Origin of the sequence: Saccharicrinis fermentans DSM 9555 = JCM 21142 (genome assembly GCF_000517085.1) — a bacterium.
GTDB lineage: Bacteria > Bacteroidota > Bacteroidia > Bacteroidales > Marinilabiliaceae > Saccharicrinis > Saccharicrinis fermentans.
The window spans coordinates 3065490-3090981 of record NZ_KI912107.1 but is presented as its reverse complement, the minus strand read 5'-3'; the positions used below and the strand labels follow the sequence as shown (position 1 = coordinate 3090981).

The following is a 25492-nucleotide window of genomic DNA, read 5'->3' as shown; positions in this document are numbered from 1 at the left end:
ACCTTAGATATTTGGTATGTGTAAATAACTGAAAGTTAGTAGATATGAAGGGAATAAGATTGTTTTTGGCAATAGGAGTGCTTTTTCTTACGCTAAATCAACTTTCAATTGAATCGCAGACTTCACCGAAGGGTGATATGGAAAAGGTTTTTGAACAAGTGGATTTCAACTCTATATATTATCCTGAAAGAGCCCGGGTTCAGTTTGATTCTGTTATGTATTATATGGATACGAAGCAGATGGTCGATTATGAGGGATATATAAGTTATATGAAAGCCAAGTTTTATTATAATGATATGGAGGTGGATTCTTCTCTTACTCATGTGGAAAGGGCGTTGGCTTATTTTACAAAGCGTGAAAATAAGCCATGGTCAGCCCGTTGTCAATTTATTTTGGGCAATATAGCTGAGTCGTCTGGTTTGTACGAGCAGGCAAAAATCAATTTTTACGAAGCGATTCGTTTGGGAGATGTCAATGATAAAATAACAATAGGTGCTGCGTATATTGGGATTGGTCGGTGTAAAAGGGCTTTAGAAGAATCTTTTACTGAAGAGTCAGCTATGGGAATAAGTTTGTTGAGTGAGGTCTCTCAGGTTGAGGTGAGATTGTATGCTGATTTTATGAAACAATATTTTAGGTTAAAGGAAAAGGATGCATCAGTCAAGTTAAGCTCCATTGCCAAAGAGTATGTGGAGCGGAAATTATACGATAGAGCAGTAAGTGCTTATAAAGTGTTGGCGAGTAGTTATCATGGGCGTCTACAATATGATTCTGCCCATTTTTATTGCGACAGAGCCATTGAGATTAGTGAATCCAATAATGTGGGTAAGCTTATTTTACCGGCTATGTATCAGTTTAAAGGAATGTTGTATTTTAAACAAAACAAGCTCAATACAGCAGACGCCTATTTTAGAAAGTCTCTAACCTTGTATAGGAGTAATCATCAGCCCAATCGAATGTCGTATGTGTACAATTATTTGCACCAAATAGATAAGGCTCGCGGTGATTATTTAAAAGCCTATGAGGATTTGGAAGCCTATATAGAATTGGTTGAGAAGACCAGTTCGGCCGAAAAGGTTAGGTTAGCTAAGGTGTTGGAGATTAATAATAAGGTGGAGTTGATGAAGAGTCAGTTGGTGCAGTTGAAGGTGGAAAAGAAGGCCAGTGAATTTATGTTATACCTCGTTTTGATAATTACGGTTGTGTTGTTGAGTGGAGTCGGGGTGTATGTGTATATGTATCAGAAAAGTAAGAAGGCTAAAATTGATGAATTGAATAAGGAGTTTCATAATTTATTGATTGGTATTGGTGAAAAGCAGTTGCTACAGCACCGATTGAGTAGCACAAATAAGAATAGAGTAGTGGGGAGTGGAGGTTCTGAATTATTTAGGGATATGGATGGGTATAAGAATCTGGATAATACTGGATTAAGCGATAATTTTGATTCTTGTTACCTGGAAACTATTAATTTATTTACAGAGGCATTTCCGCAGCTTACAAAAACAGAAATTCGTTATGCGGTAATGATTTGTTTGCGCCTGCCCATGGAAATTATTGCAAAGGTGCAGAGTGTACAGCCGGCATCTGTGCGTAAAGCCAAGCAAAGGATTAGGGCTAAACTTAATGTTGTAGATAGTCTCGAGGATTACCTGCAGGAGTTTAGAGAAAAACAAATTTCTAATCTGGCAGGTTAGTCTTTTGTGGCTTCAAAATAAAAATTATCTTCATTAATACTGTTCGGTACCGTTCGATTAGATAAACCATAAAAATATAATGTTTAATATAGGATTGAGATATTTCCAAATCCTACCTCTGTAATTGATTGTGTGTTAGTTTAGTGTGTTTTGTCACGCTTTTGTCACGCCTAAAATTCAGCGTTTTTGACTCATGTAAATGATATTTGTTCCAAGCAAATTTAAAAATCATTTGACATGAATACAACTAATCACAGTACTTTTTTTTATACTATTCATATTTTGTTTCTCTGCCAATTCTTCTGCGAGCGGAAAAGAGGATGCAAGTCTAATTCAATTGGACGAATTGAGTAGGGTGGATGCTTTTGTTATTCATTCAGGAGAGTTAATAAAGGAGGATCCAATTGTAATTCAATTATAATTGCTATCGGAGTAATGGTGTGATAGTGTTTGATTTATGTTTTAGTTAAGAATACGTATGGTGATGGATATTACGGTGAGAGAAGATATGATGGAGATCGAAATTGATAGGTTTGTCACAATCGAGGATATTGTAGAGGCGGTAAATAGGTATGCAGATGGTTTTGACAGGCTACCGTCCAATCATAAGTTGGTGATTAATGCCACGAAGTGCAGGTCGAATATTCGTCTGAGAGATTTAAGCAAGCTGGATGAGGTAAATCGCTTGTTGAGTGAAAGATTTGATTTGTTGAAAGTCGCTATATTACTTAGTGATCCCATGTATACTGCTATATGTATGGTTTATCAACAGTTGATAAAGTCTGACCGATATTTTGTACAGGTTTTTTCAACACGCAGTGCGGCGTATAGTTGGCTTGGGAAAGATGTGTATAGTGCGAAAGAGTGTTAGATTGTCGAAATTAAAGATATAGGTTGCTAAGTATCTTGTTTAGGGAGGTGTTTATATGTGTAATTGCTATTGATTCCCAAATTGTTGCATTCCTTTGATGCCTTTCCAACACTAAACAAGATGTAAGTCCGTTCTGGTTATGTGAATAATCAGGCGGACTTTTATCGTATTAAAAAATAAGTTAAATAAATTGATAATTCAAGAGGCCAGAGGTGGATGATAATATGATAAGTGTGTGGTGTTTTATCGAACGCCATGGTTTATGCTTGATGAAGAAGGATTGTTAAACGGGTGATTGGGATGAGTGAATTTTATAAAGTGCAGTATAGGTTTTTAAAAGATTACCATCTGGTTATAAAAAAACACATTGGTTTAATAGAGTTGGATAAATTAATTCGTTCAACGGAGATGCTTTGTTTAAAAAAGGAGTTTAGCGAGAAAACGAATTTTCTGATCGATTTAAGGGCAGCTAGGTTTTCGAAAGATGTGGAAAAAGTAAAGGATTTTGTTGTTTTTTTAAATGATTCCTTTCCTTTTGTTTTAAATAATAAAATAGCCTTTATTACGGAAGAGTCTGATCAGGTAGCAATGGCCACATTGTTTAAGATGTTTCAGAGTAAGTTAGCCAGGAATATTCAGGTATTCAATGCGCCAGAGTTTGCTTTTTTATGGCTTAATATTTTAGTGACACCTCAGCGTATTGAGGAATTAATGTATTGTACTGATATTTTAGACTATCGGGCTTTTAATCAATAGTAGTAGTGGATTGTTGCCCTTGGCTATTGAATTGTTTGGTAATATTCCAGCAAGTCGATCAGTTTTTGGCTGGAACGTTGCAGCCCTCCTTCTCTATTTCGTATCGTCCATAATTGTTGATGTTTCTCTATTAATTCCTGAAGTTCCATAGTAAGCGCAAGTATGCTTTCATGTTCAATGTTTTCGGTGGCAAATCCTCGGGCGTTTAATCGTTCCAGCCCAAGATGGATGCCGTGTTTCGCAAGCATGGCGGCTTGTTCTATTTCATCTAGTGTGATTTGTGCATCTGGGCATCTGGGCGCTGCTTTTGATAATAATGTAAGTGCAGAATCAATTTCCTGTTCGGCATTGATGAGATTTTCCTTTGTGATCATCTTTGTTTGATAATGACCTTTCATTGTCCATTTATATCTTCGTAACATCAAGTGAAATGCATTTGCATTTCCTTCAGGTATTTTACAGGCCAGGTATGCATCTCCTAATTTTAATAATGCCTCGGCTAAATAACCAGTACTATCTTTAAATACAAAGTGACTTAGCGCCAGTGGTAATTGTTTTGTAGGGTCTTTTTCTGCATTCCAGGAATACGCAGCTCCTGTAGCCATTGTAGGATAGCAGACGGATAAAGGTTGCCAATGTCCCCAATCTCCCCAATTGGTGTTTATATATCCTTTGGCGCCAAATTGTTTACCATATAGAGCTGCTCTTTTAAGGTTGACGAAAGCATCTTTGTTTCGGCCTATTTCTGAACGCCATGTTGATGTGCCTGGACATACGTAATAATCAAGGCCAGCCTCTTTGAATTTTGGTAAATTTTTTTCAAAGGGATAGTCGCTATTGTATCCCCAAACCATAGCGGTCATATTTTTGGGAATAGATGGAATTAGTTCCGGGTGTTTTAAAATAATATCTCCCCAAAATTGTGTTTTTTTTCCATGTTTGTTCGCCTCTGCGTTGAGTTTTTTTACAAAGTCTAGATAGACCTTGCCTTTGCCTTGTTTTTTACATGCTTGTTTTGATAAACCATTGCCTAATTCTACGGTTTCATCACATCCTATATTAAAATAGGGACTGCTGAAATTGGGTAGTAGTTCGGCATATAGTTCTTGCATTAAATGAAAGGATGCAGGAAGCAGTGGGTTTAGGCTGTGCCTGCTTCTGACTCCCCAAATGGTTTCACAGTCCGTCGGGCATTCTGCTAAGTGGAGGTATTCGTCATGCATTAGCCAGTTTTCCATATGTCCAAAAGAGTTCTGATTGGGCACTAAATCGATAAACTTGCTTTTGCAATATGAGTCTAGCTTTTTTATTTCTTCAGCAGTAATTGGACTGGCATCTTTCCATACTGTTGGGTGGTTTTTATAGGCAAATGTATGTTCGGTATACAGTTGCAGTTCGTTAATTTTCCATCGGCTGAGTAGATCAATTATCTGGTATAAAGTTTCCATGGTGGGTACCTTATCTCTACTGATGTCAAGCATGTAACCCCTGCGTTCAAAGTCGGGCCAGTCAGTTATGGACAGACAGGGTATGGGCATGCCAGTATCTTTGCTGTATTGAAAAATTTGTTGGAGTGTTTGTTGTCCATAATAAAGGGCTGCCTCGTCAGTGCCTGTTATTTTGATGGATATGGAATCGATGGTGAGTTGATAGGCTTGCTTTTGCGGTAAAGAGCAACTGTCTATTTCTAATGAAAATGTGTTTGTGAATAGGGGCGAATGGTAGCTGTTGATGCTGCCCGTAAATTGAAAGGAAGAAAGGTTTTTTATTAATTTAATAAAACTATCATCGTTCAGAAAAGCACCATGTATTTGGTTTAGATGTCCTTCTTTAATGCAAATTTCTTGTGGTGAGGGTAAAAGATATTGTTCTAATTTCTGTGCATGTGCCCATGTGCAGAAATTTAGAATAAATAGAGCTGTTATTTGTATGTATTTTATCATAGATCAAATATGCGATTAGATGATTAACAATCCAAATTGTTTGAGCTGTTTAAGTGTAAAACTTTGCCAAAAAATAGAGAAATCGCCTAAATTATTTTCTATAAAATCGTTTTCAACTTGATGAAACGTGGGTTGGGTTTCATTATCGATAGTGCATTTTTCTAACAAGCTTAGTATCCACTTTGCCAATGAGGCTTTTATGTTTAGGTGCGTTGTTTCAGAGCTGAGAAAAAACGTGAGTTCGCACATCTCATGTGTTTTGTTTTTCTTTTTTCGGGTGTAATATCTGGTGGTGGGTATGTTTTCTATCCATATAAGCTTGTTGTTGGGGCTAGGTGTGTGTTGTGTGTTGTTGTCTAGTGCTTTTGAAATTAAGTTGTAAGGAAGGGTGGTGTGGGGGATTTTAAAATCGAACCATTGTTGCAAGGGCAGGTCAAAGCCTACATCCTGCATGAAATTAAAAAGTGATTTTTTAAGTCCGGCGCTAAAGTTCTGATGGTGCGCACCTGTGGGATCAATATGTTCTAGGTCGTTGTTTGCAAAGGGGTTTGTTTCGGGATGCTTTATTTCAACATGAAATTTGCCGGGGTTTTTTCCAACCGGACTGTGTGCCGTCAGTGCAAATTGATGCCAAAACCCCGAATGTATTATTTGCTGTTCAAAAAGTTGTCTTACCACTTCTAGCGAATCAATGGTTTCTTGCGTCGTTTGGGTTGGGAAGCCGTACATTAGATAGGCATGTGTTAAAATACCTGCTTCGGTAAAATTTTTACATACTTGGGCTACTTTCTCAACACTAACTCCTTTGTTAATTAAAGACAGTATTCTGTTAGATGCCACCTCTAGTCCTCCGGATACAGCTATGCACCCAGACCTCTTTAGTAGAGAACAAACATCCTTGGTAAAGCTGGTTTCGAAACGTACATTCGTCCACCAGCTTACGTTTAACCTTCTGCGTATAATTTCTTTGGCTAACCCAATCATTAATGCGGGAGGCGCAGCTTCATCTACAAAATGAAAACCTGAGTGGCCTGTGGTGTTTATGATCTCTTCCATTTTGTTGCAGATAGCACTTGCGGTTGCTGGTTCAAACCTGGAAATGTAATCCAGGGTTGTGTCACAAAAAGTACACCTACCCCAATAGCATCCGTGTGCCATAGTTAATTTGTTCCAAAATCCGTCGCTCCATAGTCGGTGCATAGGATTGGTGACCTCAATCACTGAGATATATTGTCCTACGTTGATGTCGCTGTAATCTGGACATACGGACTGTCTGAATGAAATATCTTTATCCTCGGAGTTGTCAACAAATTCAACTTTATTTTTTATTGCTACAAAGGTTCTTTTGAGGGTGTCTATTGAGCGTGTGCCTTTTATATATTCTACGATGTTGTATAAAGGCATTTCGCCATCATCTAAGGTGATGAAGTCAAGGTATTCAAATATTCTGGGATCGCTTAATGAGCGCAGCTCTGTATTGGCATAGCCACCCCCTAAGCATACTTTTATGTGAGGGTAATCTTTCTTAATTAATTCACCACATTTTAGTGCAGAGAATAAGTTGCCGGGAAATGGAACTGTTAAGGCCACTAGCGTGGGGTGCTCTTTTTGAAGATGCTTTTTTAATATGTGAAGCTGAAATTCAACAATAAGAGAGTTTTCTTCGTGAAGCTCATCATAGATAGAATCGAAATAGAAGGCAGACGAGCTTAGTCTTTCTGCATACCTGCTAAAACCAAAATGGGGGTCAATATTTTCCACCATAAAATCAGAAATATCTTCCAGGAAGAGTGTGGACAAGTATCTTGCTCGGTCGCGAATGCCCATATTACCAAAGCTCCAGTCTAAATCGTCAGCCTGATCAAAACGAGAGGCCCTGGGTAAATAGTGATCCGAACATATGCGGTGAGATAGCATGTCGTTGTTGCCTTGTAAAAATGAAATTACATGGTCAATGACATGGATGTATTTGTCTTTATTGTGTAGTATCCGTTTGCTATTGTCAGATAGGGGAGCGTCTATATTGTCGGTTGTTTGAAATATTTGTGTAAGCCCTTCTTTTGAAAAAATTTTTAAAATGACTTCAAGCCCTAGGTCAACTTGATAGGATCTGATGTTTTTGCTATTTAAAAATCCTTTTAAATATGGTGCTGCCGGGTATGGCGTGTTCAACTGTGTAAAAGGGGGGCTGATAAGAAGTATGTTGGTATCCAAAATTAGTCTTGTTTGTTGTTTTTGCAAAAATATAAAATACTTACGTAGTATTCGCTTTATTCATCAGACTTCTACAAATACAATGTAAATACTTAAAAAATGTTAAAAAATGTTTCTCGATATCATAAAATATTTCTAGCCTACTAATGTTTTATACTTTTGCGATGTCTACGCTACATATTGAAATTCAATTAGAATGCAATAACTGTATAGATAATGTCGTTATTTTACCAGGCATTTCTGTATTGCATTTGCTTTTAACTATTTTGGTGATCAACTAATGAATATTAATGTTTTATTAATTTTTTACTAAAATACTGATTGTTAGTTGTTTATTGGTTATTTTTAATTTAAGTTGTTTACATATTGGCATAAGAGATGTAATTTTGAAACCTTTTATATTCTCTTTCGTTAATATTGACAGACTGTCGAAAATTAATTATTAAAGTGTAATTTGATTTGACGAATGAAAATTTAGAATGAAGTTGGAGCTGGCTTAAGTGTTTGTTTAACCGATTGTTTGATTTTGGGGAAAATTGATAGGATGTTAAATATGCAGAAGCGTTATTAAAAGGATGAAATAGAGAATTAAAATTTTCAACAACACAACAACACAACACAAATTTTGATATGTTTAAATTTACTTTATTGTCGCTTATAGTTTGGGGACTGGCGATACAAACATCACTGGCCCAGGGAGGTCAAGTGTGCGAAGAAGCAGTAATTGTGGAGCAGGGACTTAACGTCTCAGACAATTCTTTAGGAGATCAGTGGTTTAAATACACTGCCACTAGCAGTGGTAAGGTAACGGTTTCTTCTTGTGGGCAAACAAGTGCAAATACTTATCTGGAAATTTATGATGGATGCGGAACAGAAGCATTCACTTTTAGTGATGATTATTGCGAAACTCAATCAGAGGTTAACTTTGAAGTGGTTAGTGGTTTAAGTTATTGGATTTGTTGGCGGGCTAAATATACCAGTCAAATTTTTGAATGGTTTTTAACAGAATCACAAGCTGAATCAGGAGAGTTTTGTAGTGATCCAATTCCTGCTTCCGCTGGAAGTATGCAGTCTGTTGTTCCTTCAAATGACTATCGTTGGTTTCAGTATACCGCGAGTGGAGATGGGAAAATTACTATTGAAACAAATGGTGCCAATGACGCAGATTGTAAGTTTGCTGTTTTTAATGACTGTAGCTATACTTCTACATTGAATAATGATGGTAGCTGGAATCCGCATAAGATTGCAATTGAAGGACAAAGCGGAGAAACTTATCTTATTGCGATGCATAATTCAGGTTCTGATACAGATATCGACTGGAGTATTACCGAAAGTGGTTGGCAATCGGGAGAAAGATGTAGTGAAGCCATTGATGTATATAATTTGAATGAGGCACCTATTAATCATGATTCAGGAACGGATAAGTGGTTTCGTTTTGTGGCTTTTGAAGATGGAGATATTACCATAACCTCGGCACTGTTGACCAATGAAGATACTTACCTTGAGGTGTATGAAGGTTGTGATTCGGAGCGAATTGCATTTAGTGATGATGCCAATGGCTTGCAGTCTGAATTGGTTTTAAATGCAACAGCTAACAAAACATATTATATCAAGTGGAACAATATTTTTGAGCCGGAACAATATGCATGGAGCTTAAAAGCGGGAAATTTGTCTACTGCAACTCCTGAATTGAAAAATGACTTTTATGGAGTATATCCTAACCCATCGTACGGACCAGTAACCATCAATTTAAGCGGATTCGAGTCTGAAATGGTAACCGTTAAGGTGATGAGTGTATCAGGAGTAGTGGTTAAAATGTTTGAAGTGCCCGGAGGAGATGAAACGGCTTATGATTTATCTGACTTAAATAACGGACTCTATCAAATAGTATTGGAAGATTTGGTTTCTAAGAAAGTAGTTAAGTTTTTAAAGAAATAGAATACAAACACACATTTTGAATGAAGCGCTTTAGGTAATGAAGAAACCTAAAGCGCTTTTTTTATAATCTGATAACCAATTCTTCAGGATTTTTTCTGACTTTAGGTTGGTGCCGATATTTATCTTCCACTGCCCGATAGCCTACTGTTGCCATAACCACACTGCTAAGTTCTTTTTCTTTGAGGTTCAAAATATCATCAAATTTGGCAGCTTCAAATCCTTCCATTGGGCAAGCATCAATGTGCATGTTGGCACAAGCAGCCAATAAAAATCCTAAAGCAATGTAACACTGTTTGGATGCCCATATAAAACGTTCTTCTTTGCTGAAATTGTTCACTTTGCCTTTTATACCATTCCCGTATTCTGTTAACGATTGTTGGGAGACTCCTGTAACTTGTGCAATCCTATCCAGAAATTTATCTACGTCATAATTAGTTAAATTACGATGAGCAGCAAAAACAATGAGGTGCGAAGCATCTGTTACCTGTGCTTGTCCCCAGGCAGCCTGCTTTAACTTGTTTCTGAGTTCTTTATTATCAACTACTATAACTCGAAATGGTTGTAAACCATACGACGAAGGCGCTAGGTTAACGGCTTGTAATATATGTTCTAACTGTACTATAGTTAGTTGTTTAGTGGGGTCGAACTGTTTGGTAGCATACCTCCATTCTAAATTTTTTAAAAATTCCATCTTTCTTTTTTTTAATGTATTTTAATATATCTTAAACCAAAAAGCTTCTAAAGTGTTTGCTTGTTGAGTGGTAGTGTGTATTTGAAAAAATGATAATTGACTCCTTGTTTAATATGGTTAATAAGGAGAATTTGACGTTTCATCTAATTTATTAAACTTGTATTAATAAAAGAAAAGTAGTTTTATAGAGATAAATACTTAAACTGCTAATGGCGTTATCTGAAAAGTCAATTGTTTTGTGTGTCTAAAATTGGATGCACATTTTTTTAAAAACATTGTATATTATAAGTGGATTTTCTTAAAAGAAACTTTAAATTGTGCCAGGTTTTTAAAAATAATGTTGAGACTTAGGGATAAGAAGGTATGGCGATAGACAAAACGTCCTGTTTTGTAAATAAATGTAAGCGTTCTTAATAGGTAGATAATAAAAGTCTTTGAGACAAGAATATTAAAGTTAACTATAAATAAGTATCATGCAATCAAAACTTCAGGAACTGACGGATAAGCTGTATTCCGAAGGCGTTCAAAAAGCCAACGAGGAAGCTGAATCCATCATTGAAAAGGCCAGGCAAGAGGCCGAAAAGATAGTTGGAGAGGCACAGCAAACTGCTTCTGCTAAAATAGAAGAGGCAGAAAGAAAAGCTGCCGAAACCCAGCGTAATATTGAAGCAGAAATAAAATTGGCATCACAACAGGCCATTTCAACGCTTCGCCAAAAAATAGGGAAAAGTATTACTGCAGCCGTGGCTGAGCCAACGCTAAATGAGGTCTTCTCCGATAAAAAATATGTTCAGTCCTTAATCACTAAATTAGTGGAAGGTTGGACCAAGACAGGTAACTTTGATATAAATATTGTTCTTCCGGATGCAGATAAAGCAGAGTTAGATGAAAAGATTACAAAAAGTTTTGCAGCCGAGATAAACAAAGGGCTATCCTTTAAATTTGATTCGGCGGTGAAATCTGGCTTTAAAGTTGGGCCTTCAGATGGAAGTTATGTGATTAGCTTTACTGAGGAGGATTTCAAAAATTTCTTTATGTCCTTCCTTCGCCCCAAAACAAACCAATTATTATTTGAAGATTAATAAGCATGGCAAAAAATTATTATTGTCTAGTTGCCGGCTTACCTGATATTTTATTGGGTGACAAAAAAGTATTGTTCTCCTCCATTGCTCTCAGAGAAATGTTGTATGAGGAACTGACAGAACGAGACTTTAGCTTGGTGCAAGCACTGTATTTGCCTTTCGATCATTATAATCTTGTTAATTTATTATATCAGCAACAAAAAGCGTTTGATCCAAGGGGTAATTACACTGACTTGGAGCTGGAAGCCTTAACGGATAAAAAACAGCTGGAAGCACTGGAAGGTGACCATTTTCCTGCTTACCTTGTGGATTTTGCAAAGCAAATTTTATTTGCAGAAGAAAGCATAGAGAAAGTAAGTGCAGATGTGATCTTATTTAAGATGTATTCCGATTATTTAAAAAGTTTGTCCAATACATTTTTAAATGAGTTTCTAGAATTTGAAATCAACCAGAAAAATATATTCACCTCACTTACAGGACGTAAGTACGAAATGGAATATGAAAAGGAGTTGATTGGAGACGGAGATGTTGTTGAAGCTTTAGTAAAAAGCAGATCGAGAGATTTTGGCTTGGCCAATGAACTTGAATATATGGAATCATTGATTCAGATATATGAAGATGAAAATATTTTGGAACGAGAGCTTAAAATTGATCGCCTAAAATGGAACTATCTCGATGAAAGCACAGTCTTTAACTATTTTACAGTAGAAAGGGTGCTGGCATTCGTATATAAGTTATTGATCGTTGAGCGATGGACCGCCTTAAATGAGGAAGAAGGTAAAAAAATGTTCCAAAAATTATTGACTGAATTACAGAGCAGTTACGAATTTCCTGAAGAATATAAATTAAGCCATGGAAAGAAAAAATAAGACCACCGGTGTGGTAGCCGGTATTATTGCCAACCTTGTAATTGTTGAGGTTGATGGACCTGTGGCCCAAAACGAAATTTGTTTTATCCAGCATCCCGAGAATAACTTGATGGCTGAGGTAATTAAAATTATGGGCAAAAATGTTTATGTGCAGGTTTTTGAAAGTACCCGTGGTCTAAAAGTAGGAACGAAAGCTGAGTTCGAAGGTCACTTGCTTGAGGTAACATTAGGACCGGGTATCCTTTCTAGAAACTACGACGGACTTCAAAATGATTTGGATAAGATGGATGGTGTCTTCTTGAAAAGAGGAGATTACACCGATCCTTTAGACAGAGAAAAAAAGTGGGACTGGACACCTATTGCCAAAGTCGGAGATGAAGTATCTGCGGGTTCCTGGCTGGGTGAAGTACCAGAAAATAGTATGCCTCACCGTATTATGGTTCCTTTTAAATTTAAAGGATCTTATACCGTGAAAAAGGTGGTTGAACCGGGACAATATACCGTAGATGATGTTGTTGCTACAGTGACAGATGCTGATGGAAACGATATTGATTTGACCATGGTACAAAAGTGGCCGGTTAAGATGGCTGTTAAAGCATATAGTGAAAAACCACGTCCTTTTAAATTGCTTCAAACAGGGGTTAGAACATTGGATACCTTGAACCCTATTGCAGAAGGTGGAACAGGTTTTATACCTGGGCCTTTTGGTACGGGTAAAACAGTGTTACAACATGCTATTTCTAAGTTTGGAGAGGCAGATATCGTTATTATTGCAGCTTGTGGTGAGCGTGCCAACGAGGTGGTGGAGATATTTACAGAGTTTCCTGAGTTGGAAGACCCAAGAACAGGACGTAAGTTGATTGAACGTACTACCATTATTGCAAATACGTCTAATATGCCAGTGGCTGCTCGTGAGGCTTCTGTTTATACTGCTATGACACTTGGAGAGTATTATCGCTCCATGGGATTAAAAGTATTATTGATGGCTGATTCAACCTCGCGTTGGGCGCAGGCACTTCGTGAGATGAGTAACCGTCTGGAAGAACTTCCCGGACCGGATGCCTTCCCAATGGACTTGACTGCTATCATATCAAGTTTTTACGCCCGAGCAGGTTTTGTTTATCTAAACAATGGTGAGTCTGGATCTATCACTTTTATAGGTACTGTTTCACCTGCAGGAGGTAACCTTAAAGAGCCTGTTACAGAATCAACACGTAAGGCAGCGCGCTGTTTTTACGGATTGAATCAGGGGCGTGCTGATAGTAAACGGTATCCGGCTATTGATCCTATCGATAGTTACTCCAAGTACCTGGAATATCCTGAAGTAATGGATTTCTTAAAGGAAAATGTAGGAGAAAACTGGCTGAGTGATGTGAATAAGGCCAAAACTTTGCTTTTGAGAGGCCGTGAAGCACAAGAACAAATCAATATCCTTGGAGATGATGGTGTGCCACTGGAATTTCATGAGCGTTTTTGGAACTCTGAATTGATAGATGCAGTGATTCTGCAGCAGGATTCTTTTGATAAGATTGATGCCAACTGTCCGATGCCTCGTCAAAAATATATGTTAGAGAAGGTATTGGGGATAACTGATATGAAATTCAGTTTTGATAGTTTTGACGATGTGAATGCATTTTTTAAACGTATTATAAATCTGCTGAAACAAATGAACTATTCAGAGTGGGATTCAGATAAGTTTAAATCTTATGAGAATGAGTTGGAAGATATCATGAAAGGATCCTTGAAAGAGGAGGCTCTTGTGGGTAAAACTTTATAAGCGCTCTCATCTGACCATTGAAAAATAAATTTAAACAGATGAAAGAACGCTTCATTTAAAAATTATAGATGCATGGAAACGCAAGCATTTCAAAAAGTATATACTAAAATTACCAACCTTACCAAGGCCACGGTAACCATCAAAGCTAGCGATGTTGGTTACGACGAGATGGCGTTGGTGGACGGGCGTATGGCTCAGGTGGTAAAAATTATGAGGGATGAAATTGTACTGCAGGTTTTTGGTGGTACAGAGGGAATCCCAACCAATGCAGAGGTGGTTTTTCTTGGACGTCCGCCGCAATTAAAAGTGGGAGATCAATTGGCGGGTCGTTTTTTTAATGCCTTCGGCGAACCTATTGATGGTGGTCCGGAAGTGGAAGGACGAGTGGTTGAAACAGGAGGTCCTTCTGTGAATCCGGTGCGTAGAAAGCAGCCCTCGCAGTTGATAGCCACAGGTATTGCTGGTATCGACCTGAATAATACCTTGGTGACCGGACAAAAAATACCGTTTTTTGCTGACCCGGATCAACCTTATAATCAGGTGATGGCTAATGTGGCCCTGAGAGCAGAGGCCGATAAAATTATTCTAGGAGGTATGGGATTGTCAAATGATGATTATCTGTACTTTAAAAATGTATTTGATAATGCAGGAGCACTCGACCGGATCGTGAGTTTTGTGAATACCACAGAAGATCCTCCGGTGGAACGTCTTTTGATTCCGGATATGGCCCTGACAGCCGCAGAATATTTTGCTGCAGAGAAACAGCAAAAAGTATTGGTGCTTCTTACAGATATGACCCTTTATGCGGATGCTCTGTCCATTGTTTCAAACCGTATGGATCAGATCCCTTCTAAAGATAGTATGCCAGGATCTTTGTATTCTGATTTGGCAAAAATTTATGAAAAAGCAGTGCAATTTCCACATGGAGGTTCCATCACTATTATTGCTGTAACAACGCTAAATAGTGGAGATATTACCCATGCGATTCCTGATAATACAGGGTATATTACTGAAGGACAGTTGTTTTTACGTATGGATTCGGATATAGGTAAGGTGATTGTTGATCCATTCCGTAGTTTGTCGCGATTGAAACAGCTCGTGATTGGAAAACAGACCCGCGAAGATCATCCGCAGGTGATGAATGCGGCAATCCGTTTGTATGCGGATGCTGCCAATGCTAAAACCAAGCAGGAGAATGGTTTTGACCTGACGGATTATGACGTGCGTACGCTTCAATTCGCAAAAGAATATTCTAATGAGATTCTGGCGGTAGATATTAATATCGGTACAGAAAAGATGTTGGATATTACTTGGGGCTTATTTCATAAAAATTTCTCTCGCGAAGAGGTGGCTGTACGTCAGGAATTTATGGATAAATATTGGAAATAAAGTATAGGGATGAAAGTATACTGATAGTAGATTTTTTAACAAAATTGTAATAAGTAGCATAGTCTTTATTCTTTATACTTACTACTTTATACTAAATTTTATAGTATGGCCGTAAAGTTTCAATATAACAAAACCTCGCAACAGCAAATGGACAAGCAGCTCAAGATTCGTGAGAAGGCTTTGCCCACACTGCAGAATAAAGAAGCAGCGCTGCGTATTGAGGTGAAAAGAGCAAAAAAACGAGCAGATGAGCTCGGACATGAACTTGAAACCAAAATGGCTGATTTAGATAAAATATCAAGACTTTGGGGTGAGTTTGACATGCAAGCCATATCTATTGAAGATGTGGTGCTGGAAAGTAAAAAAATTGCAGGAGTTCAAACCCCGGTGCTTAAAGATGTTGTATTTAAAAAAGAGCCGTTTGCACTTTTTAGTAAGCCAGTGTGGTTTTTAGACGGAGTTAAAATTGTTGAAGATCTGGCAAAGATTGGCATAGAGCGTGAAGTGTTTATGCGAAAGATGCAATTGCTGGATGTAGCCCGTAAAAAAACAACACAAAAGGTTAACTTATACGAAAAGGTTCAAATACCCGGTTATAAAGATGCCATTAGAAAGATCAAACGATTCCTAGAGGATGAAGAAAACCTTTCAAAATCGGCACAAAAAATTGTAAAAGACCGTCAACAAAAACAGCAAGAACAGGAGGTGGAATCATGATTGAATCCATGAAGAAAGTATCATTGTTGGTTTATCATGGAGAATATACCAACGTTCTTGAAAAATTGAGGAATCTTGGAGTTCTGCATGTGGAAGTGGGTGAGAGTGAATTGAGCACAGAAAATGTGGCTAAAATCACTAAGATTAACCACCTAAAGAATTTGGTTAATGAAATGGATTCACGCAGAACCGACGAAGAGATTGCTCCTTTGATTAGTGATGGTGAAGAGTTGATGAAACGAATTGAAGACCTGAATCATCAGGTTACGATTCTTTCTCAGGATATTTCTTCGCTTGAAAAGGAAAAAGAAAGTGTTTTGCCATGGGGTAGTTTTAATCCGGAAACAATCGAGGGGATTAGAAAGGCCGGTTATCATGTGCAGTTTTTAATCTGTGAGGATAAAAATTGGGATGAGCAATGGCGTGAAGCAGCTGATATAGAATTGGTGAATCAGGAAGGAAGTGAAATGTTTCTGATGGCTGTCTCTCGTGGGGATAAGCTAACACATCCTAACCTGGATGAAGTGGAACTTGAGCATGCAGCATCTTTCTTTGAAGTACAAATTCAAGAGAAGCAAAAAGAATTGGATCGTGTTAATGCTAGCCTGGACGAAATAAGCTTATATGCCACAAAGGTGTTAGAGCAGACAATTGCGCAGCTGGAAAGTGAAATTAACTATGCCAAGGTCTTTAATAGTGGCGAAAAAGTAGCCGATGATAAATTGGTTGTTTTAACGGGATGGATCCCGGCAAAAGGGCAGGAAGACTTTACTGGAGCTTTGGATCAGGAAGCATTGGTGTATACCATTGACGCACCAACACCTGAAGATGACATGCCTATCAAGTTAAAGAATAGTAGGTTTGCTCGTTTATTTGAGTCTATTGGAGAGTTATATACACTGCCCAACCACAAAGAACTGGATTTAACCCCGTTTTTTGCACCGTTCTACATGTTGTTTTTCGGATTTTGCTTGGGCGATGCCGGATATGGGCTTCTAATTGTATTGGGTACTCTTTGGGGATTAACCAAAGCGAAGCCTAAGATAAAACCATTGTTGTGGTTAGGATTCTTTTTGGGTCTTTCTACTACCATAATGGGTATACTGGGAGGGACGTTCTTCGGAATTATGTTTGGTAAGGACGCCGTTACTGGTGAATATATACAACCTTGGTTTAAGGAATACCAAAATTATGTTTTAAATACCGATAACCTGATGGTTTTATCATTGGTGTTGGGGTATATTCAAGTGGTTTTTGGTATGATATTAAAAGCGGTTAATCTGGCTCGCGTATATGGTTTTAAATATTCCATTGCACAAATAGGATGGATCATTATTGTAGCTATCGCTATTCCGGCCTATGGACTGGGATCACAGGGTATGATTGATGTTGCTCTGGGTAATCAAATTGCTGTTGTAGCAGGTGTTATTGGGGCAATCCCCGCATTGCTTTATAATACCCCCGGAAAGAATATACTGCTGAACTTTGGTACTGGCCTTTGGGATTCTTATGGTATGGCTTCTGGATTATTGGGAGACGTGCTTTCGTATATTCGTTTGTTTGCATTAGGATTGTCTAGTGCTATCCTAGGTAGTGTGTTTAATTCGTTGGCTATGGATTTGAGTCCGGATACAGTGGTGCTTAGACAACTGGTGATGATTTTGATCTTGGCTTTTGGTCATAGCTTAAACCTGTTTATGGCACTGTTAGGATCGTTTGTGCATCCCCTGCGATTAACATTTGTAGAATTTTATAAAAATGCCGGTTTCGAAGGTGGCGGCCATAAATATGAACCCTTCTCATCAAAGTAATTACAAAAAATAAACTAATAAAATCTTAAAAATTAAAATTATGGAACCAATCGTTTTAGCTTATATTGGAATCGGATTAATGGTAGGTTTATCAGGTATCGGAAGTATTTATGGTGTGTCAATCAGTGGTAATGCCGCTATTGGAGCAATGAAAAAAGATGCTTCGGCCTTTGGTAACTATATGGTACTATCGGCACTGCCTAGTACACAAGGTCTGTATGGATTTGTGGGTTTTTTCGTGATGAGTGGATTGTTGAGTGGTACTGTGGATTGGACTGTTGCTTCTGCCATCTTTGGGGCAGGTATTGCAATGGGATTGGCAGGTTTATTCTCAGGTATCCGTCAAGGTGAGGTTTGTGCCAGTGGTATCGCTGCTATCGGTTCAGGTCATAAAGTGTTTGCAAATACGATGATTCTTGGTGTATTTCCAGAGTTGTATGCCATCTTAGGTTTGCTTGTGGTTATCCTAATTAATGGTGCATTATAGTGCTGTAACAAGAATGTTCAATAGATATAAACTTGAAAACCGATGGCGAAAGTCATCGGTTTTTTTGGTATGCAATGAAAGTTATTTGGCTCTATTACATTATTAAATTTGTATTTGTTATATGCAAGTAAAAATAAAAACGCAGCAGTTGATTTTCTTGAGAAGAACCTTTTAATAATTACAATAGAGCAAGCACTATTGACAGACCAATTAATAAAACAGGCAAAAGCTAATGAAGTATCTGAAACTTAGGAGGTTTGTTCAGTTTCTGACAAGTATGGGGTAAGTGGAGTAATCCGTCATTTTATACCGATGGTACGGTATTATTCAATACAGCGTAAAAACATAATTATATCCAAGAGACAAAAACTAGATAAAATGAAAGACTGGCAGATTCTAACAAGTTTTGTATATCCACATGAAGCTAATATGGTAAAAACATATTTGGACTCAGAAGGAATCGAAACTATTGTGAAAGATGAAATGACCGTTCAAGTAAATAATTTCTATTCGAATGCAATTGGAGGAGTGAAGTTGTTGGTTAGAACCTTAGATTATGAAAAGGGAATAGAAACCTTGGAAAAAGGTGGTTACATAGGAGATGCGCATAAAACAAAGAACCGAGTAGAAACTTTGTTTTATGAAGTGAAATCAGACAAAAAGAAATGTCCTTATTGTCGCTCTGAGAATATAGGAAAAAGAAGGAATCCTGATTATCTTGTTTTGGTTGTGTATCTTTTACTTGGAGCTATTTTTCCGATTTTCAGAAATTCTTATAAGTGTTTTGACTGTTCGAAAGAATGGAAATTCAAAAGGAAAAAATAACATCGTACAACAATAAATGGCATAGGCTTTCAGCATAACTTTGGAAGTTTTGCTCGTTTAATAAGTTCTCCGAAATTTTTGTTTTGGCTAGTGAAAAGAATAAATTTATAATGCAAACAAAAGCTCCTGCTTAGTAGGGTTTTGGGAGTTTGATTGTTCAAATAAGCATTTCTTTCTAAATGCTCCCTTTGCCTATTTTTAACGCTTTTTCATGAATGCAGGAATTCCATTTACTAAAACTATTTACGCTACACATGTAGACGCTTCATTATAGAAACACTGCTCTTAATTCTATAACAGAATACCAATGCTGCAGCAGAATTTTTCAACCCGGAATTTATATTTGCTTCGTTGTTTATGAGTTTAAAGATACAATGGTTGTTTTTTATGTTTTTATGATTACGTACCGTTTGATTAATAAATGCGGTTACGCTTTAAGTGTAAATGAAAACTTGCTCCCTTTATTTACTTCACTATCTATAAATAATTGCCCACCTTGCATCTCAACAAACTCTTTGCATAAAAAGATACCAAGTCCAGTACCTTTCTCACTTAGGGTTCCAAGGCTCGAGGAAATGAATTTGGAAGCGTAAAATTGATCTATTTTTTCCTTATGCATTCCAATGCCATCGTCTTCAATACATATGGTCAGGTATTCTTTGTTATCCTTAGTTGTCGGGTAGCAATATAACTTGATAGTGCCCTGGGAGTGTGAAAATTTAATGGCATTGGATAGGATATTTCTTAATATGGCGGAACATAATTTGGGATGGTAACAGGCCACTGTGTTTTCAGGAATGGTATTAATGATCTCAATTTGTTTTTTGTTGGTAACTAGTTTAAACTGGTTTATTACTTCTTCGCAAATTTTATGTACATTATTGATTTTTAGTTCTATTTCAGAAGAACGACTTTGGAATATTTGCCATTCCAATATATTTTCCAATAGGCCATTTACTTCTTTACTAGCATTATATATTACCTCAAGTTTTTTCTTCTTATCTTCCTCTGAAAATAGATTGTAATTAGAAATAAGTATTTCTACTACTTCCATAAATGAACCCAAAGAATTACGAAGGTCGTGCGATAAAACAGCAAAAAACTTGTCCTTCATGCCGTTTAATTTTTTTAGGTCTACTTCAGATTTTTCTAATTTTTCAATATTTCTTTTGTTTTCAGTGATGTCAATGGCGTTAAAAATAACGGAATCATTACTCTTGTAGGATATCCGGCCTTGAAACCAAAGCGTTGAATTATTAAGTAGAATAGGGTATTCCATAACTACTAACTCTTGTGTAGTAATGCAATGTTGAATAGCATCTATAATCTGTTGGGCAATTTTTTCTTCAAATACCTCTTTTACTGATTTTCCAATTAATACCTTGGCCGGTTTCAATAGTAGGCTTAGCTTTGTGGTAGCAACGTCTTTGTAGATTCCGTTTCTATTAAATTCAAAAATAAGACTGTCTAACGATTTGAATATGGCTTTTAATTTCTTCTCGCTTCTTTGTGTTCTTGAATTGTTATAGTAAACCATTCCCATAAGTATACTTATGATAAAAGAGCTTATAATAAGGTATATTTGCATAAATTTATCCTGATTGTAAAATGCATTCCAGCCAATTTTAGGAACTGCCGCCAATACCCAATGTCCATATGGTAGATTGATTTCAATACTTACCGGTTGTTTTTCAAAGATATCTTTTTTTCCGTAAAATATTTTCCCATTGTATCCTGATCCGTTGTATCCTCTTAAAGAGAATTCTATTTCATTTTCTTCCTGAATGATGCCTGATTCCATTAATAATGGTTTCATTAAAATAACGATATCAGTGAGCCCCCAAAAAACACCTTCTTTTGATTTTGTTTTGTCAAAGATGGGGGTGTAGCTAATAAAGGCTGTTCCTCCTTCTATCAGTTCTACGGGTCCGGCCACAAATGTTTGTCGGGTATCTATTGTTTTTTCTACGATCTCTTTTCTCTCTGGATGTTCCATTAAATCGAGGCCAATGGCTGCCTCGTGACCTTTGAGAGGGTAGATTGAGCCAATGATACAATCTTTAGAAAGGGACATGGAGCCGATCACATTTGTGTCCTGACTAACCAGGTCGTGGGCTAGTATATTAAATTCTTTGTCTGTAATATGAGGTTTTAACGAAACATAAGAAGCGATACCTTTGGTATAGTATATTCGAGAATATAGAGCTTTTTCTAGGTTTGATTTTTTGGAAATAAGAACCTTTTGTAAGGTATTTCTTACATCTTTTTCCCACAGTCCTTTTTGGTAATTTCCATATTTATAGGCACCTAGTATAAGTAATAGAAAACAGAGTACCGAAACCAAAATGGGACGAATGGGCACTTTTGGGATGAATATCATTAGGCGAATGTATCTTATTTATGGCCCATTGTAATAGGCTTTGTGATTTGTATGTTAGTATAACGTGTGTGTAGAGGAAAGGTTATAATATATTTGATGACAAAAAGATTATCGTTTATGAACGTGTCTAGAAAGGTATACGTATTGATATTTGTTTCGTGATGGTGTATGAACTTAGCGGCTTGTTTACTCACGGTATACTTTCATAGCCACATGTTGTATCTAATGGTAAAATTTGTTTTCAAAAACTTAACAAAAATCGTAACCTTTTGTGTGGTTTTTATCGTATAAATGGTAGTGCTTGGTTTTATTGCTGAAAAACTTTGGTTTTCAGACATTTCTCTCTTACGGTAGCTTGAAGCCGGTATGTGTAAATATTGCTTTAGATGTTAAATTTCTGGCTATGAAGAATGTATTGTTATTGACTGATTTTTCTAACACAGCCCGAAATGCCGCTCTTTATGCCTTAAAGATGTTTAAGGACGATCAAGTTCTTTTCAGTTTGTTAAATGCTTATGATTTAGAATTTAGTGGCAGCCCGTATGTAATGCAGGTGAAAGAAGAGATGGCATTCGAAAGCGAGAAGGGTTTAAAACAAGAAGTGACCCTTCTGAAACGCGTTTTCCCCGAGGTTGATGTAAAGGCTCTTTCCGTTTTTGGATCTCTGATTGATATGGTGGATCATTATGTACAGCAGCATCATCCGGATCTAATTGTGCTGGGGTGTAAAGGTGAGTCTGCCTTAGAAAACTTTTTGTTAGGATCAAATGCCTACGAAGTTATTAAAAGTATAAAAGCACCTATTCTGGTGGTACCTAAAAGTGCACAGTTTAAAAAACCGGAGAAAATTGTGTTTGCTACAGACCTGAAAGACTTGGCTAAGGATGCTGTGTTAAACCCAGTTCGTGATATTGTTGATAGGTTTAGATCGGCACTTATGTTTGTGAACGTGCTAGAAGATGAGTATGTCAATCGCTTGGATGCCGAAAGTAAAATGGCTGCACACTTTCCAAATATCGATTTAAGTTTTAATTTTATTGAAGGAGAAGATGTAGCTAAGGGTATTAGCAAGTTTATGGATGATAATGAAGCTGAGATGATTGCCATGGTTCGTCGTGATGTTAGTTTCTTTGATCGTATTTTTCATCCTAGTATTACAAAGCAGATGGTGCTAAATCCTGAACATCCAATGCTTATTTTGCACGACAAACAGGTGTAGCTGATTGGAGCGTTCAGTGGACGAAACGAGCCATGATAAAGTGTTTTTTTATATGGGAAAATTCTTTTTTGTGAGTTGTTGTGGCCTTTAAAAGATAATAGTTTCATGGTGGTTGAAGCATGGAGACGAAAATAAGTCCGTTTGGAGTTTTAGCTTTAAACGGACTTTTGTTGTCATACCCTTATATGACGTTTGAACCATAAAAATTACACATTTAGTAAGAATTAATATATAAAATAGAATAATTGTATTTTCTTTGTGGTCACCTAAACCAGAAAAATTATAACACTATGAAGACAACTATGAGAGCAACCTATTGTCTTTACTTAAATTTACTTTAGGTTGAACGCAATGATACGATTATTTATTTCGATTATTATATGTTTTTTTTGCTGGAGTATGCATGCCCAAATGCACTATTTAAAGGGAAGTGTCATGGCGGCAGATACAAAGGAGCCCATTCCTTTTGCCAGTGTCTTTGTTAAAGGAACATCTGAGGGTACCATAACAGATACAGTTGGAGTGTTTGCATTTCGTTTTTCAGGGGATTCGGTTACCGTATCTGCCATTGGATTTGAAACCAAAACCATAAGCGTTGAAAATGTATTGTCTGAATTAAACGTTCAGCTTCTTCCGGCTGTGACAGAATTGGAGGAGGTGAAGGTATTGCCTTCGGATCATCGTGTGCGGTGGATTTTAAAAAATGCCATAAAAAATAAATCAATAAATAACCCCGAACGCTACGATAGATACGCTTATCAAAAATATACTAAATGGGACTATAATCTCAATAATGCGGAAAAGAGTTTGATGAAATCGCGTGCTTTCCGAAATCATAAGCATTTGTTTAAGCAAGCCGAAGATAGCTCTTTTTACTTGCCTGTTTATTTTTCGGAACAGGTAGTATATAATGAGTTTCAGCGAAAACCATTGCAGGAGAAATCAACAGTGTTGGCCGATAAAACTTCAGGTATTGGTCTGTTGGATAACTTGGAGGTAGGGGGGTATACCAGTGGTTTAGATATTAATATTAATTACTACGATAATTACCTTAACTTCTACGAACAGAACTTTGTGAGTCCTATTGCAGATAATGGACGTTTCTATTATCGTTATTATCTGGAAGATAGTGTAAGGGTAGATGGAGATAAATATTTTAAAGTTACCTTCTATCCCAAAAGAAAAGGTGAGAATGTTTTTCGAGGCTATATGCTTATAGATGATGAGCGTTTTGCTATTCAGAAGATTGAGGCTGATGTTTCGGCGGGTAATCAACTAAATTTTATTAAGAATTTTAAAATCAAGGCGGCCTACCAATTGTTGCATGATTCTATTCCATTTTACAAATCTAGTTATACCAGTGCTGTTTTCGATTACTTGCCAGTAAGGGGTGATACTACCAAAGATAGATTGGAACTGACCTTTCAGGAATTCACGTCTTTTAGTAAGGTGCAAATTAATCCAGTGAAAGAAATTGAATTGTCAGATCGTAGTTTAAAATATGAGGCAGTTGCTTTAAATGGGGCGAAAGAAAGAGATTCTGTTTATTGGGCAAATATCAGACACCAGAAATTAACGAGGGATGATCTGGATAAATATGCAGTTATTGATTCTTTGAATGAGCTGCCGAGTGTAAAATTAGCCAATGATGTCGTAGAGATGGGGATGACAGGGTATTTTGATGTGGGTAAATTTGAGGTGGGGCCTTATACTGAATTTTTGGAATCTAATAAAATTGAAGGTACGCGTTTTTTCTTTGGTGGTAGAACTAGTTCAGAGATTAGTGAGCATTGGATGTTTTACGGCGGATTGGGGTATGGTACTAAAAATAATTTGCTGACAGGCCATGGAGGTATTGGGTATAAAATACCAACTGCAAAACGAAATGTGTTAAACTTATCTTATGATGATAGTTATATCAGAATGGGGGAGAATCGTAAAATATTATACTTGTATGAAAACATGTTAACTCCTTCAGAAACCAACCTGATTTCTACCATTTTTGCCCGTGATGAGTTCGACGAGTTATATCGTCAACAAAGTGTGAAATTTTCTTTTGAACATGAATGGCGTACGGGTTTGAGTACTACATTGATGACTGATTACATGAAGCAGTATTCGCCGGAATATTATCCTTATGTTTATCAGGGAAATGAGATCGGTTCTATATCTGCCTTCGAGGTAGGTGTCAATTTTCGTTTATCATGGAAAGAAAAATATATTGATAAAGGTTATAGAAGGTTGTATACGGGAAGTGATCATCCGATTGTGAATGTTGCATTATCTGGAGGTTATGTTTCTTTTGAAAATAAGGAGAACGGATATGCTAAGGTTCATGCAACTTTTAAGCACAAAAAATATTTCGGGCAAACCTTCTTAAATTATGCATTCGAAGTGGGAAAAATATTTGGTACACTCCCCTATACTATGCTTGAGATACCTCGGGGAAATGAAACCTATGGGTATTATAGGTACGATTTTAATATGATTAATTATTTGGAGTTTGTTCATGATCAATATTTTAATAGTTATATTGAATATCATCTGAATGGGTTCTTTTTTAATCGTATGCCCTTATTAAAACGCCTAGGTCTGCGCGAAGTACTGTCGGCCAAAACAATGATGGGTAGTTTAAGTGAGCAGCAAAAGAACGGTGTTGTTATGCCAAATTCTATTCGCTCTGTCCAAGGTGTTTATGCTGAAGTTGGTGCCGGCTTGGAAAATGTTTTTCGTTTTTTTCGTATTGAAGGTGTGTGGCGTCTGGCTCCACAATCTATCCAAGATGCTCCATCTTTTGGGGTTCGTGTTAAATTTGAGATTAAACTTTAA

Annotated in this window: 18 protein-coding genes; 14 read left to right on the top strand and 4 right to left on the bottom strand. The window is 37.1% G+C overall.

The window, feature by feature from the left end; all coding sequences use genetic code 11:
• Positions 1–44: 44 nt before the first annotated feature.
• The 3 genes from CYTFE_RS0112435 to CYTFE_RS0112425 all read left to right on the top strand — a co-directional run bounded on the left by CYTFE_RS0112435 (position 45) and on the right by CYTFE_RS0112425 (position 3321).
• The gene (locus tag CYTFE_RS0112435) at positions 45–1694 is read left to right on the top strand and encodes a tetratricopeptide repeat protein (protein WP_027472060.1); all 1650 of its coding nucleotides are present in this window, start codon (positions 45–47) and stop codon (positions 1692–1694) included.
• 478 nt (positions 1695–2172) lie between these two features.
• Positions 2173–2565, top strand: coding sequence for a hypothetical protein (locus CYTFE_RS0112430; RefSeq protein WP_027472059.1), 393 nt, complete (start codon positions 2173–2175; stop codon positions 2563–2565).
• Between the two features lie 300 nt (positions 2566–2865).
• On the top strand, positions 2866–3321 hold the full coding sequence (locus tag CYTFE_RS0112425; RefSeq protein ID WP_027472058.1) for a hypothetical protein: 456 nt from the start codon (positions 2866–2868) through the stop codon (positions 3319–3321).
• 23 nt (positions 3322–3344) lie between these two features.
• Here CYTFE_RS0112425 and CYTFE_RS0112420 read toward each other — a convergent pair whose 3' ends face one another.
• Positions 3345–5264, bottom strand: a complete 1920-nt coding sequence (locus CYTFE_RS0112420) for a beta-N-acetylhexosaminidase (RefSeq protein ID WP_200871405.1) — start codon at positions 5262–5264, stop codon at positions 3345–3347.
• Positions 5265–5279: 15 nt separating this feature from the next.
• A complete protein-coding gene (locus CYTFE_RS0112415) occupies positions 5280–7478 on the bottom strand; it encodes a B12-binding domain-containing radical SAM protein (RefSeq protein WP_027472056.1) in 2199 nt (732 codons plus the stop codon).
• A gap of 630 nt (positions 7479–8108) precedes the next feature.
• On the opposite strand from CYTFE_RS0112415, the gene CYTFE_RS0112410 reads away from it, so the two are divergent.
• Positions 8109–9416 carry a T9SS type A sorting domain-containing protein gene (locus CYTFE_RS0112410; protein WP_027472055.1) on the top strand — a complete coding sequence of 436 codons (1308 nt, stop codon included), beginning with the start codon at positions 8109–8111 and terminating at the stop codon, positions 9414–9416.
• Between the two features lie 61 nt (positions 9417–9477).
• On the opposite strand, the gene CYTFE_RS0112405 is transcribed toward CYTFE_RS0112410, so the two are convergent.
• Complete coding sequence (locus CYTFE_RS0112405; protein WP_027472054.1) at positions 9478–10107, bottom strand: NAD(P)H-dependent oxidoreductase; 630 nt, start codon at positions 10105–10107, stop codon at positions 9478–9480.
• Positions 10108–10580: 473 nt separating this feature from the next.
• Here CYTFE_RS0112405 and CYTFE_RS0112400 point away from each other — a divergent pair, with 473 nt between their 5' ends.
• The 8 genes from CYTFE_RS0112400 (at position 10581) to CYTFE_RS0112360 (ending at position 19064) form a co-directional block, all read left to right on the top strand.
• Complete coding sequence (locus CYTFE_RS0112400; RefSeq protein ID WP_027472053.1) at positions 10581–11189, top strand: V-type ATP synthase subunit E family protein; 609 nt, start codon at positions 10581–10583, stop codon at positions 11187–11189.
• Between the two features lie 5 nt (positions 11190–11194).
• A complete protein-coding gene (locus CYTFE_RS0112395) occupies positions 11195–12058 on the top strand; it encodes a DUF2764 family protein (RefSeq protein WP_027472052.1) in 864 nt (287 codons plus the stop codon).
• Positions 12042–13835, top strand: coding sequence for a V-type ATP synthase subunit A (locus CYTFE_RS0112390; protein ID WP_027472051.1), 1794 nt, complete (start codon positions 12042–12044; stop codon positions 13833–13835). Before CYTFE_RS0112395 ends, CYTFE_RS0112390 begins: the two co-directional genes overlap by 17 nt.
• A gap of 72 nt (positions 13836–13907) precedes the next feature.
• The gene (locus tag CYTFE_RS0112385) at positions 13908–15224 is read left to right on the top strand and encodes a V-type ATP synthase subunit B (protein WP_027472050.1); all 1317 of its coding nucleotides are present in this window, start codon (positions 13908–13910) and stop codon (positions 15222–15224) included.
• A 105-nt stretch (positions 15225–15329) separates the two neighbouring features.
• Positions 15330–15941: a V-type ATP synthase subunit D gene (locus CYTFE_RS0112380; RefSeq protein WP_027472049.1), complete on the top strand. Its 612-nt coding sequence runs from the start codon at positions 15330–15332 to the stop codon at positions 15939–15941.
• A gap of 8 nt (positions 15942–15949) precedes the next feature.
• Positions 15950–17752, top strand: coding sequence for a V-type ATP synthase subunit I (locus CYTFE_RS0112375; RefSeq protein ID WP_161636300.1), 1803 nt, complete (start codon positions 15950–15952; stop codon positions 17750–17752).
• A gap of 40 nt (positions 17753–17792) precedes the next feature.
• Entirely contained in the window at positions 17793–18239 is a 447-nt protein-coding gene (locus CYTFE_RS0112370; protein ID WP_027472047.1) for a hypothetical protein, read from the top strand.
• 378 nt (positions 18240–18617) lie between these two features.
• Positions 18618–19064 carry a putative signal transducing protein gene (locus tag CYTFE_RS0112360; RefSeq protein WP_044262788.1) on the top strand — a complete coding sequence of 149 codons (447 nt, stop codon included), beginning with the start codon at positions 18618–18620 and terminating at the stop codon, positions 19062–19064.
• A 427-nt stretch (positions 19065–19491) separates the two neighbouring features.
• Here the strand turns inward: CYTFE_RS0112360 and CYTFE_RS0112355 are convergent, their stop codons facing one another.
• Positions 19492–21444 (bottom strand): ATP-binding protein, encoded by a 1953-nt coding sequence (locus CYTFE_RS0112355; protein ID WP_027472045.1) that lies wholly within the window; start codon positions 21442–21444, stop codon positions 19492–19494.
• Positions 21445–21847: 403 nt separating this feature from the next.
• Here CYTFE_RS0112355 and CYTFE_RS0112350 point away from each other — a divergent pair, with 403 nt between their 5' ends.
• Positions 21848–22663, top strand: a complete 816-nt coding sequence (locus CYTFE_RS0112350; protein ID WP_027472044.1) for a universal stress protein — start codon at positions 21848–21850, stop codon at positions 22661–22663.
• A 351-nt stretch (positions 22664–23014) separates the two neighbouring features.
• A complete protein-coding gene (locus CYTFE_RS26325; RefSeq protein WP_044214309.1) occupies positions 23015–25492 on the top strand; it encodes a DUF5686 and carboxypeptidase-like regulatory domain-containing protein in 2478 nt (825 codons plus the stop codon).